This is a genomic window from Gemmatimonadaceae bacterium (assembly GCA_036496605.1).
GTDB lineage: Bacteria > Gemmatimonadota > Gemmatimonadetes > Gemmatimonadales > Gemmatimonadaceae > AG2.
Genome location: DASXKV010000054.1, coordinates 282,250 through 294,460, shown reverse-complemented (window position 1 = coordinate 294,460; position 12,211 = coordinate 282,250). Strand labels below are relative to the sequence as shown.

At 63.0% G+C, this 12,211-nt stretch carries 7 protein-coding genes and 1 tRNA gene; 5 read left to right on the top strand and 3 right to left on the bottom strand.

Annotation, left to right across the window (positions count from 1 at the left end):
* The first annotated feature begins 30 nt into the window (after positions 1–30).
* Positions 31–1,716 (top strand): MASE1 domain-containing protein, encoded by a 1,686-nt coding sequence (locus VGH98_22475; protein ID HEY2378764.1) that lies wholly within the window; start codon positions 31–33, stop codon positions 1,714–1,716.
* Between the two features lie 53 nt (positions 1,717–1,769).
* On the opposite strand, the gene VGH98_22470 is transcribed toward VGH98_22475, so the two are convergent.
* The 3 genes from VGH98_22470 to VGH98_22460 all read right to left on the bottom strand — a co-directional run bounded on the left by VGH98_22470 (position 1,770) and on the right by VGH98_22460 (position 7,622).
* On the bottom strand, positions 1,770–3,041 hold the full coding sequence (locus VGH98_22470) for a RagB/SusD family nutrient uptake outer membrane protein (GenBank protein HEY2378763.1): 1,272 nt from the start codon (positions 3,039–3,041) through the stop codon (positions 1,770–1,772).
* A 16-nt stretch (positions 3,042–3,057) separates the two neighbouring features.
* Positions 3,058–6,156 (bottom strand): SusC/RagA family TonB-linked outer membrane protein, encoded by a 3,099-nt coding sequence (locus VGH98_22465; GenBank protein ID HEY2378762.1) that lies wholly within the window; start codon positions 6,154–6,156, stop codon positions 3,058–3,060.
* 314 nt (positions 6,157–6,470) lie between these two features.
* Positions 6,471–7,622, bottom strand: a complete 1,152-nt coding sequence (locus VGH98_22460) for a hypothetical protein (protein HEY2378761.1) — start codon at positions 7,620–7,622, stop codon at positions 6,471–6,473.
* A gap of 65 nt (positions 7,623–7,687) precedes the next feature.
* On the opposite strand from VGH98_22460, the gene VGH98_22455 reads away from it, so the two are divergent.
* The 4 genes from VGH98_22455 (at position 7,688) to VGH98_22440 (ending at position 12,196) form a co-directional block, all read left to right on the top strand.
* Positions 7,688–9,886, top strand: a complete 2,199-nt coding sequence (locus tag VGH98_22455) for a multicopper oxidase family protein (GenBank protein ID HEY2378760.1) — start codon at positions 7,688–7,690, stop codon at positions 9,884–9,886.
* A gap of 25 nt (positions 9,887–9,911) precedes the next feature.
* Positions 9,912–11,333 (top strand): amidohydrolase family protein, encoded by a 1,422-nt coding sequence (locus tag VGH98_22450; GenBank protein ID HEY2378759.1) that lies wholly within the window; start codon positions 9,912–9,914, stop codon positions 11,331–11,333.
* 206 nt (positions 11,334–11,539) lie between these two features.
* Positions 11,540–11,707, top strand: a complete 168-nt coding sequence (locus tag VGH98_22445) for a hypothetical protein (GenBank protein ID HEY2378758.1) — start codon at positions 11,540–11,542, stop codon at positions 11,705–11,707.
* 366 nt (positions 11,708–12,073) lie between these two features.
* A tRNA-Ile gene (locus tag VGH98_22440) sits at positions 12,074–12,196 on the top strand.
* Positions 12,197–12,211: the final 15 nt, after the last annotated feature.

Here is a 12,211-nt window from a genome sequence, read left to right as displayed (position 1 = left end):
TTGTAAGTCGCACGCCCGTCCCCGCCGCATGTGGAGCCAAATCCCACCCCGCCTCGCGCCTTAGGTACACCTAACGGCGCCGGTTCCAAGACGTTCAAGCCTACTAATCGACTCGCCTTTTCACGGTATGTCGCCGAGCTGCTCGCTCTCGCGATCATTTACGCGAGTGCCGCGCGCGCCGGCCTCGCGCTCGATGCGATCGCCGGATTCGCGACGCTCGTCTGGGCGCCAACGGGCATCGCCCTCGCCGCGCTCCTCCTGTGGGGCTATCGGCTGTGGCCGGCCATTTTTGTCGGCGCATTCGTTGTCAATTTCTGGACGGGCGCACCCGTCTTCGCCGCGCTTGGCATTGCGTGCGGTAACACGCTCGAGGCGTTGGCGGGCGCGTTTGTCTTGCGCCGAGCACCAGGGTTTCGACTTCCACTCGATCGAATGGAAGACGTCGCGAGCATCATCGTGCTCGCTGCGGGCGTGTGTACGACGATCAGCGCATCGATCGGTGTCGCGAGCTTGGCGCTTGCCGGCACCGTAACGACCTCCCAGATCGCCGCGACATGGCGCGCCTGGTGGCTCGGCGATCTCGTTGGAGCGCTGGTCGTCGCGCCCTTCGTGCTCGTGTGGTTCAGCGCGCGATCGAGGACGATCCAGTGGCGGCGCGCGGGGGAGGCGGTGGTGCTGGGCGCGGTGCTCGTGAGCGTCAACGTCTACATCTTCGGTGGCACGACGTTAGGCGGCGCGGTCTCGCTCGAGCAGACGTACCTCGTCTTCCCCGCGCTCATTTTCGCCGCGCTCCGCTTTGGCCAGCGTGGTGCAGTGACAGCGGTCTTCGTCACGATGATAATCGCGGTGTGGGGGACCGTGGCGGGCAATGGTCCCTTCGCACGGCCGGTATTGAACGAGGGACTGTTCGCGCTCCAAACATTCATGGCCGTCGCCACGGCGACGTTTCTCGTGCTCGGGGCGTCGGTCACCGAACGGCAGCAAACCGAGGAATGGCTTCAGCGCGCGCGGATGCTCGCCGAGGAGGCGAATCGCGCCAAAGCTGAATTCCTCGCCGTGATGAGCCACGAGCTCCGCACGCCGCTGAACGCGATCTCGGGCTATGTCGACCTGCTCGAAATGGAGGTTGCCGGACCGGTCACCGACAAGCAACGCGAGTATCTCACACGGATCCAACGAAGCCAGAAGCATCTCCTCACTCTGCTCGAGGATGTACTCGGCTTCGCACGCCTGGAGACGGGGCGTCTCTCGCTGTCGCTGCAACCGGTGATCGTGTATGACGCGATCGTCGCGCTCGAAGGCATACTGGAGCACGAGCTGCAGAAGAAGCGATTGACATTCGATCGCCAGCTCTCCGACGCGTCGCTCCTTGCGCGCGCGGATCCGGAGCGCCTTCGTCAGATCTTACTCAACCTCGTCGTCAACGGAGTGAAGTTCACGCCCGACGGAGGCCGCATCAGCATTGGCGCAACGCGCGATAAGGATCGCGTGCGCGTGTGGGTGACCGATACAGGGATCGGCATTGCGTCGGATCAGCTCGCGAAGGTGTTCGATCCGTTCTTCCAGGTCGAGCATGGTCCGACGCGGAAATACCCAGGCATGGGCCTCGGCCTCGCGATCGCGCGCGATCTGGCGCGCGCGATGGATGGCGAGGTGTGGCTGGAGAGCACGCCTGGTACTGGTAGTACGGCGTGGTTGACGCTGCCGGCTGTTTGACCACGGGCGCTTGTACAGACAGAAATTGTCGCAATGCACGGTGCGAAAAGAAGCTATGATGACAGGTTCGGGTTATTGCGCGTTTCCACGTCGGGCAACGGGACGCATGTCAGATCGCTGTAGACCTGGCCCTTTCGATTGGTCCCGGTCTGGAACGGCAGGTTCTTGCGCAACATGTCCGCGTAGCGCTGGCCCTCGCTGAAGAGTTGTCGGCGCCGTTCTTCGAGCACGGCGTCCTCGAATGCCGCGGCGTCGTTGGGGTCCGCCATCACGAGCGGACCGATCTTGCTTGCGGCGCGGACGGCGTTGATCGCGTCGAGGCCAGCCTGACCACCCGTTGCTTCAGCATAGATCAACTGCGCTTCGGCCCAGGACGCGAGCGCCAATGGCGCCGTCGCCGTGTTGCCGATGAACTTCTGCTGGAGCCACAGCGGCGTCACGTTATCCTGGGCGATTTTCCCAGTATTGAGAACTGGCACGCGAGGGTCGGGCGCGCCGTTCACTGTCAGGTTCTGATAGTCCGGTGCAACGGAGAGGTAGCCTCCGCGAATCGTTAGGTCATAGAGGCGGTTCTCGCGCGTCTGGTTCGATTCCGAGAACTCGACGTTGCGGACGAATCCAGATGGGACCTGGCTCGCGTCGACCGCGGCGTCGGTCATGTTGCCGAGGTCGAGCCGTACACGCGCGCGCCCGACGAGCGACATGTTCTTCAGGCTCGTGTCGTTGAGCGCCGTTGCGCGCGAGATGGCGTCGGTGAAGCGCTGCTCGGCGAGCGCGAACACCTCGGCCTTCGTCATCGCCGGACCGCGATCGATTGTCATCTGACACATGCCCTCGCCGAGCAGCGTCAGCGCATAGCCGGCATACGCGCGCATCTCGGTGAGAATCTTGTCGCGCGTTGGCACCTGTTGAGGAGTGAATTTCTCGACGCGGGTGAAGGCGTCCTCGAGCTGAAAGCGCGCCTGTTGCAGCGGCGTGTAGAAGCCCATGGACGTCGTCGTGCGACCGTAGCTACACGATCCCGGCTCGCCCTTGATCTGAACGACGCCGCGCCACTCCCATGGGTGGTTGTTGACGAAACCGTTCGCCGACCAGTACTCGCCGGAGAGCATGCCGGCGGTGGCGGCAAAGTTGACCGCGCCGCATTCGAAGGTTTGGAGGGCGCCCGCTTCGAGTGCTGGCGCGAGCGCGGGATCGTCGAGCGCGTTGTCTGGTACGCGTCCGGGATTATCGACCGAGAGCAGGCTGTTGCAGGCGCCGGTCGCGGTTACACCTAACGCGATGAGCACCGCGCGAAGGCGGCGATGAGCATACTGTAATGACATCTCTTCATCTCCGCGATCAGAAGGTAAGCCGAAGCGTAGTCGTGAAGCTCGCCGTCGGCGGAAGAATGGTCTGGTAGCCGTTCGAGAGTTGGCCAATGGCGCGGATCTCAGGGTCCCACACGTGCTGATTATCGACGTCGACGTAGACTTCGCCGTCGCGCGACGTGTTCCAGCCTTGCTGCGCTGTCCAGAGCATCGCGAGGTTGCGTCCCGCGAGGCTGATCGACGCACCCGTCGCGCCCACCCGACTCACGAGTCGCGCCGGCACAGTGTACGTCGCCGAGAGCTCGCGCAGTCGCAGGAAGCCCGCCTTGTACGTACCCGGTGCGTCGGCCTCGATCTGACGATACTCCTGAAGCAATGGATCGTTCTGTTCGATGACTCCTAAAGTCGAGCCCTGGTTGTGCAGCGCGCGAATCTCCGTGTCCGACTGGAGGAACCCACCATTGCCATCGACGCGTGCGTACAGGCGGAGGTTCTGGTACAGCGTCACCGTCGTGTTGAAGCCCGCCTGCCACGTCGGCTGCGAGTGGCCCCAGTACACCCGAGGCGCTTGCGAGCACGCGACGTCAGGTCCCCCCTGCAGGAGGCCACCCGTGCCCGTGCCACCGTCGCATATCGCGGTGAGGACCTTTCCCGTTGGGTCGAGTGTCACCGAGCGAACCTTGTACAGGAAGAAGTCGGCGATTCCGAAGCCAACGCGATTCTGCGCCTGGCCGCCGCCGCCGACGGTGAGGAACTGTGAATCACCCATGTCCTCAATACGGCTGCCGTTGTTGGCGAGCTGCGTGCCGAGCTCCCAGGTGACCCGGCGGCCTTGGAAGATGCGTGCGCTCGCTGCCAGCTCGTCGCCCCAGCCGGCGACACGGCCGATGTTCACGACCTGGTTACCGGGAAATCCCTGCGACGGTGGCACCGGGACGTTGACGATCGCGTCGGTGATTTTCCGCGCGAAGTGAGTATACGAAAGATCCGCTCGGCCGTTGAGAACAGTCGTCTCGAAGCCCAGCTCGAGCTCGCGACTGCGTTCGGGCCGGAGCTGCGGATTACCGACGGATCCAGGTACGAGACCAGGATTATCCTGATAGCCGACGATCGGGTCGTACAGGCGGGAAGCGTCGAACGTGCCGGGCTGTGCGCCAGCGGCGCCTAACGCGGCACGAAGTCGGAGATCCTGAATCCCGCGGAGGTGGAACCACGGCTCCTCGCTCATGACCCACGAGCCGCTGACCTTCGGATAGTACGCGGCCTTGAAGTCCTTGCCGAAGGTGCTGTTGTCGTCGCCGCGTAGAGCCGCGACGAGGAAGAGGCGATTCTTGTACGCCGCCTGTTCCTGCACATACATGCCGACGGTCGCGTTGGCGAGATACGTCTCCGTACCGCTCGTCGAGGCGCCGCTGCTGATGGTTGTGAGTGGTGGCGCCGCGAACGTGTTCGCGTTGGCCCGGATCGAGCTCGTCTCCGCGCGATAGTGTTGGAGACCGACCGAGGTCGTGAGGTCTACCCAATCGCGAAAATTGTACTTGGCCGAGCCCGCATAGTCGAGCGTGAGGAAGTTTTGCGACGTCCGCGTCACGTTCTTGTTGCCAAGGCCGTTCGCGAGGAGTGGATCCTGATTACCCAACGGCTGGCGGGGATAGAGCATCCAGTTGTTCTCGGCGTTGACATCGATCCCCGTGGTGAAGCGGTTCGAGAACCAGGAGAACGGATTGAAGGTCGCGGTGAGGCTCGCCGTCGTGCGGTCGTTATCGGCGTGGCTTTCCGTCGTCGGCCATTCCTGTGGCGGCGAGAAGCCGAAACCGCGATTCGCTTTATTCGCCGTGAGCGGAGTTCCCCATACGAGATTGCTAAACGGATCGATGTCAATCGCCTGCTGCGCCAGCCGCGTGCGGTCGCGGATATAGCCGACGCTGCCCTGCAGCCGCAGCTTGTCGTTCGCCTGAACGTCGACATTCGCGCGGCCGTTGAACTTCTTGTCCCAGTTCCAGGAGACGATACCGACGTCATCATCGTATGCGCCGGAGAGATAGTAGCGGTTCGCATCAGTGCCGCCATTCAGGCTCGCGATGTATCCCTGATTCCGGCCATCCTGGAAGATCGGCTTGTTGCCGGCAGCGACATCGTATTGATAAAGATTAAAGCCAACGATTTGGCAGGGCGCGCCGACGCAGGTCGAGTTGAAGACCTCGCACGTCGTCCCCGAGCAGGGAACCGTCGCGTTCGCAGGGAGCTTGCCATAGAGGTATCCGGCGCGGCCAGCTGGATTCTGCATCCAATTCGTGCCTTGCCGCGTCGAAAAGTCCCAGTGCGCTTGGCCAGCGCGTCCGCGCTTTGTGATGATCTGGACGACGCCGTTCGATGCTTCGGTGCCGTAGAGCGTCGCCGCGGCCGGTCCCTTGATGATCTCGATGCTCTCGATGTTCTCTGGGTCGATGTCGTTGATGCGACTCGCGCCGCCGCCGCCACGCTGCACCGGACCCTGCGCCGCATCGCTGTTCATGCGCACGCCGTCGATGTAGACGATCGGATCATTGCTCAACGCGAGGCTGCTCGCGCCGCGCACACGAATTTGTGCTCCGGTCCCAACCTGACCCGACGAGGGCAGGACGATGACCCCAGGCGTGCGCTCGCCGACGAGCTGGTCGACGGTGCGCGCGGGTGCGACCTGCAGCACGTCGGGCGCCGCGATCGATTCGATGACGTTGCCGACGGCGCGCTTCTGAACGCTTCCTCCGGTTCCGGTGATGACGATCTGATCGAGCTGCAACGATCGTGGCATGAGCGCAAAGTCGATCGTCGCGGTCTGACCGTCCCGAACCGTCAAGCTCTGCTCCTTTGGGGCGTAGCCGACGAATCGAGCGCGAAGGCGGTGCTCGCCGAGTGCCACGTTCGCCATCACGAATCGGCCGGCGGCGTCGGTGCGCGCGCCGTGCAGCGTCGTGCCGCCGTCGCCGAGGATCACGACTTCGGCACCAGCGAGCGGTTGTTGGCCGGTCGAATCCGTGACCTGGCCGATGATTCTCCCGGGGGTCTGTGCAGTCACCGGCGTCGCGAGCAACACCAGGGCGAGCGAGACCGGGATAAGATGCCACAGGGCGCGAGCTTGCCTCGACATCGATCCTCCTGACGAGCGGAGTACATGGAAGCAGCGGGCTCTGAGCCAGCGTTAGGCTCAGGACCGCTGTGGAGCGCCGATTATGACGCAGGTTCCGACGACTGGCAAGACGATGAGGTGCGCAACGCGACGTTAAGGCCGGCCATCCACCGGGCCACCTCGTTCGGCGTTGAGCCCGCTTGGCCTCGCTCGGCGCGGCCTGGTCCCCGCGCCAACCCTAACAAATCCCAGTCGTCCGGATTGCGTTCCAAATTGTTCAGCGTTCTTGCAATAGAAGGTTCGAGCGGTGTTAGGAAAATCTGCGGGGCCTCCAACTATCGCCGAGGAAAGAGAGCGCGAAAGTCGCTGCGCGCTTGAATAGCGGCAAACGCGGGATCGCTCGCGAGACTCATCGGGCGAAATTGCTCGGGGATGCTTGCGATCCAGGCGATTGCCGCGTCGCCCTTGCCCGCTTGTGCGCACGCGCGCGACGCGGGAACGGCGAGGTCGCGAGCGCCGAGGCTCTTGCCCTTGAGAGAGTCGAGCAGCGTGCACGCGGTGGCGAATTGATGATCTGCGAGCAGCGCTTCGCCGTATGCGAGGCGGAGCCGTGCGTCGTCGCGACGGTTGCGAACCAAGTTCGCGTAGAGCGATGCGGCATCATGGTAGTCACCCGTCTCCATGGTTCCGGCGGCGGCGGCCTCGGGCAAGCCTAGCGCGAGCGCCGACCGATAGCCGGCCCAGGTTGCATGAACGACGAACGTGAGCGTTCGCGAAATCACGTCGTGCGTCGCGTCGTCGTCGTTGAACAGCTCGAAGCCATGATAGCCCGTCGCGTGATTGAGCAAAGTCACGGGCGCATTTTGCGTGATCGCACGCGACGCGAGCGTCAGGATCTCCTCGTTGACGTTAGGCCTATCGAGGCCGGCACGCACGTACAGGACCGGAAGATCGCGGCGGAAGGTCGTGATCGGCGCCGTTCCATAGTAGATGACGGCCGCCTTGATCGCAGTCTGTCGCGGGTCCTCGAGGAGTGGAAATGCGGTGGCGACGTTGCCCGATGCGGCGTAGACCGCGATCGCCGCCGTGTCGACGCCGATGTCGCCGCCGTGACGTGTCAGATATTCGATCAATGCCTCAAAATCCCGCGCTTCACTTCCGCTCCGCAGATCCGGCACGATGCCGGCAAGATCACGTGACGCCGCGCTGCGCGCCCATCCGACATAAAGGGGCGATTGCCGATCCGGGGCGCCGCTCGCGCGATTGAAGAAGACGAGAGCAGCCCGGAGCTTGCCCGCCTCGCGCGGGCGTTGATAGACATCCATCATCAGTGGGACGCCGCCGACGGTGCCGAACCGCACGTCACTCGCCACTGCCACGTCGGGCAAGGGTACCGGAAATGCCAGATGCGTCGCCTGCGCGAGCGCGGCGAGAGAACCGACGGTGGTCAACATCAGGGCACGGCTCACCGCTGCGAACATGGACACCTCGCTCGTGGTTCGGTGCTCAAATAGGGCTCACGGCTGCGTGAGATCAACGTTTACTTGTAGGCATGATGTACGCTTCCGGTTCGGCAATTGTCGCTGCGCTTTTCGGGCTGACATTCTGGCTCGCGCCGATCGGTTCGCTGTCAGCGCAACGATCCTTGTGCGACCCCGCGCCGGCGGGCGCCCTCGTGCCGAGTCGCGATCTGTATTGCCTCTCGCTGGTGGCGAGTCCGGACTTCGTGGGCGTGAGCGGCCGCGTCGAGCTCGGGCGACTGCCCGGGCCATTCACGATCGCAGTCACCGCCGACGGCCGGATTCGTTATGCGGCAACGATTCGGATCGCCGGCCTGCCCGAGCCGTCGAGCCTTGGGCGATACACGACGTACGTCGCCTGGCTCGCCACGCCCGTCATGTACCCGGTCGTTAGGCTCGGCGCGGTCAAGAATGGCGACACGAAGCTGCCGGAGATTGCGCTCGACAAATTCGTCGTGCTCGTCACGGCCGAGCGCTCGGCGATGGTCAAAGAACCTGGAGGACGCATCGTGCTTCGCGGTGAATCACCGAGCTCGCGTCTTCAGCCGCCCGATCTCATGCGCTTCGCGATTGGTGCCGCGGCCGTGCCAGCCGGCAAGGACAGCGAGCCGATGGAGCACATGAACCACGAGGTGAGCATGCAATCGGCCGGCGACTCGGTACGCTGGACGACCGTACCGATGCCTCCCAATCTCACGATGCTCCCTGGCGAGATGGCGCTCAGGCCGACTGTCGCGCCGTACCTTCCCCGGGGGGCGGGCGGCGCCGCCCCTACCGAGGCGCGCCCGTACCAGGTGGTTCGTCTTGCCGATGGGGATACACTCCGCCTAACGGCTGGCATGGTGACCCGCACCCTCAAGGGACATCGCGTGACGATGTTCGGCTTCAATGGCCAGTATCCAGGTCCGTTGATCTCGGTGCCGCAGGCGGCCACCGTTGTCGTGCAGCTCGAGAACGCGCTCGACCAGCCGACGTCGATTCATTGGCATGGGGTCCGTCTCGACAATCGCTTCGATGGCGTACCGAGATTCACCCAGGAGGCCGTGCCGCCCGGCGGACACTTCACGTACCACGTGCATTTTCCCGACGCCGGCATCTACTGGTACCATCCTCACGTCCGCGAGGACACGCAGCAGGAGCTCGGCCTCTACGGCAATTTGTTCGTGCACTCGCCGCGGCGAGACTACTTCGGGCCGGCGAATCGTGAGGAAACACTAATTCTCGACGACCTTCTCGTCGGAGAGGATGGTCAGCTGGTTCCCTTCGGCAAGGATCAGACGACACACGCCTTCATGGGCCGCTTCGGGAGTCTGTTTCTCGTGAATGGCGAGCCGGATTGGCGAATGGCCGCGAAGTGCGGCGAAGTGGTTCGCTTTCTGTTCACGAACGTCTCGAATACGCGAACGCTCAATCTGTCGTTTCCCGGCGCGAAGATGAAACTCGTTGGCAGTGACGCCGGGAACTACGAGCACGAGCAGTGGGTGGAGAGCGTCGTCATCGCGCCGGCGGAGCGATACATCGTTCACGTGCGTTTCGACAAAACCGGCGACGTCGCACTGGTGAACCGGGTCCAGGGACTCGATCACCTCTTCAGCAAGTTCTTCTACGAGACCGACACGCTCGGCGTGATCCACGTCGAGAAGGTGCCGGCGAAGCCCGATCTCGCCGCGGCATTCCGGCAGCTGCGAACGGACACTGCGGCAACGGCCGACATCGCGCGATACCGACGCTACTTCGACAAACCGGTGGATCATTCTCTCCTGCTCACGATCGAAGCGCACGACCTGCCGTTCGTGAGCCGTCAGCTGATGCTGCTCGATTCGGCATACTTCGTCCCCGTCGAGTGGACGGGAACGATGCCGACGATGAATTGGGCGTCGAGTAGCGACGAGGTCCGGTGGGTGCTGCGCGATCCCGACACGGGCAAGGAGAACATGGACATCGATTGGACCTTTCATCGCGGCGACGTGGTCAAGCTGCACCTCGCGAACGAACGCCGGTCGATGCACGCGATGCAGCACCCGATCCATCTCCACGGGCAACGATTCCTCGTGCTTGCGGTGAACGGAGTGCGTAACGATGATCTCGTGTGGAAGGACACGGCGCTCATTCCTGCGGGATCGACGGTCGACCTGCTCGTGGATCTATCGAACCCCGGCCGGTGGATGCTACACTGTCACATCGCCGAGCATCTGTCGGCGGGCATGATGATGGGATTTACGGTGAACTGACAACCAACCTTTAAGGGGGCAACACATGAAGAGAGCACTCTCGGTGATCGCGGTTGCCTTGCTCGCTACCAACAGCGCGGCCCAGTCAGTGAGCTCGATGTCGAAGACGACTCGAGACTTCGTGACGGTGAGCGAACCGGTCGTCGCGCTGACGAACGTCACCGTCATCGATGGGACGGGCGCCGCGGCGAAGCCGCATCAGACGATCGTCATTCGCGGCGAGAAGATCGCCGCGGTCGGCGCCGCGTCGAGTGTGACGGTGCCGCAAGGTGCGCGCACGATCGATCTCTCCGGCCAGACGGTCATCCCGGGGCTGATCGGAATGCACGATCATCTCTTCTACACCGCGGCCGGCGGTCGTGAGGTGTCGTTAGGCTACAGCGGACCGCGATTGTATCTCGGTTCCGGCGTGACGACGATCCGCACAACGGGCTCCCTGGCGCCATACGCCGACATCGATACCAAGCACGCCGTTGACGTGGGACAGATTCCCGGCCCGCACATCGTCCTCACCGCGCCGTACATCACTGGCGCGAACGGCGGGGGCGGCATGGCGGTCGTCGCGTCGCCGGAGGCGGCGCGACGGTTCGTCTCCTACTGGGCGCAGGAAGGCGCGACGTGGATCAAGGCATACACCGACATCAAGCGCGCCGATCTCAAAGCGGCGATCGACGAAGCACACAAGCGCGGCCTCAAAGTCACCGGGCATCTCTGCTCGGTGTCTTTTCAGGAAGCGGTCGACCTCGGGATCGACAACCTCGAGCACGGCTTCATGACCAATACGGATTTCGATCCGCAGAAAAAGCCGGACATGTGTCCGGCGAACAGCATGACTCGCGTTGGCATGGCAAACGCCTCGGGTGAGACGGCGCACCTAACGATCAAGAAGATGGTCGACCACAAAGTGCCGATGACGTCGACGCTCGCGGTGTTCGAGCCCTTCTTCAAGAATAGGCCGGTGAGCGACGAGCGTACGCTGGACGCGATGGCGCCGGAAGTGAAGACTGCGTATCTCAACGTTCGCTCGTTCATCGATACGTCGTCGACGTGGACGTTCACGTCGGAGATGCTGAAGAATCAGATGGCCTTCGAAAAAGAGTTCGTGGACGCGGGTGGAATGCTCGCGGCCGGCGTCGATCCGACGGGATTTGGTGGCGCACTACCTGGATTTGGTGATCAGCGGAATTACGAATTGTTCATCGAGGCGGGGTTCACGCCGGCACAGGCGGTGCAGATCATGTCCGCGAATGGTGCAAAGATCCTCGGCGTGTACGGAAAGACCGGTTCGCTCGAGACGGGGAAGGCGGCGGATCTCGTTGTGCTGAATGGTGATCTCGCGGCTGATCCGTCGACGATTCGGAAGGTGACAACGGTGTTCAAGGATGGTGTCGGTTACGACTCGGCGAAGTTGATTGCGTCGGTGAAGGGACAAGTGGGCATCCGTTGAGCGCGTCCGCTCCGATTTACGTTGGCCTTGACAGACCCACCAAACACGAATAGACTCGGTTCCCCTGGGAGTCGCGTCCCGATGTTCCCGAGTACTCACCGCCGAGCGATCGGTGGTGGCCACTCAGCCCCGAAGCGCGTTGTGCGCCGGGCGGATCATCGGACGCGACTTTCCTTTTTTCGGAGAATAGGATCAACCAAACGAACATGATTTCACCCGAGCTCAAACACTCACCAACGGAACTGTGGCAGCGCGGCGCGACGATGGTCGCGTTTAGCGACCGTAGTCCGTCGCGCATCGGCGCCGTCACGTACGGCGACGAGCTCGAGTGCCAAATCGGTGCAGGTTCCGGCAAAGGAGGGCGCGCTCAGTAAGCGCTGCGTATCCGAACCGGATCGGGGAACGAGAGCTCTCGCCCCACCTGCACTGAGCGCAGGTGGGGCGTTTTGCATGTGTTCGACGCTGTTTGACAAGTGATGGTCCGGGGAACGAAAGCAATTTGCTGTTCCACATGATCTAAACTGCCAGCCGGTGGTGCGTGTCGTCGAGCTCAGGAACGCGACTCCCGGAGCGAAGCACGCGCATTCGCCGGCTGGCAGCAAGAACTGGCACATATGTGCTCAATCGCGGGTCGAGGCTGCTTGGTTATCGGTTATCAACCTCTCATCGAGATAGCCCAGTCGTTAGGGCAACCAAGCGCGAATACTTATCCGCTTGTGAGCACGACACGTCCGACGATGCACCTGTAGCTCAGAGGCTAGAGCGCCATGCCTCGCTCAATACTTGTCCGCTCTGGCGGGCCGATTCGTGAGGATTATCGACTGATAATCGGGAGGTCGTAGGTTCGAATCCTACCAGGTGAATCGACGGCGACGTCA

What these genes read in the sequence shown, in the direction of transcription:
- VGH98_22470 (HEY2378763.1), bottom strand. Translation starts at nt 3,041, where the DNA reads ATGTCATTACAGTATGCTCATCGCCGCCTTCGCGCGGTGCTCATCGCG.
- VGH98_22465 (HEY2378762.1), bottom strand. Translation starts at nt 6,156, where the DNA reads ATGTCGAGGCAAGCTCGCGCCCTGTGGCATCTTATCCCGGTCTCGCTC.
- VGH98_22455 (HEY2378760.1), top strand. Translation starts at nt 7,688, where the DNA reads ATGATGTACGCTTCCGGTTCGGCAATTGTCGCTGCGCTTTTCGGGCTG.
- VGH98_22450 (HEY2378759.1), top strand. Translation starts at nt 9,912, where the DNA reads ATGAAGAGAGCACTCTCGGTGATCGCGGTTGCCTTGCTCGCTACCAAC.
- VGH98_22445 (HEY2378758.1), top strand. Translation starts at nt 11,540, where the DNA reads ATGATTTCACCCGAGCTCAAACACTCACCAACGGAACTGTGGCAGCGC.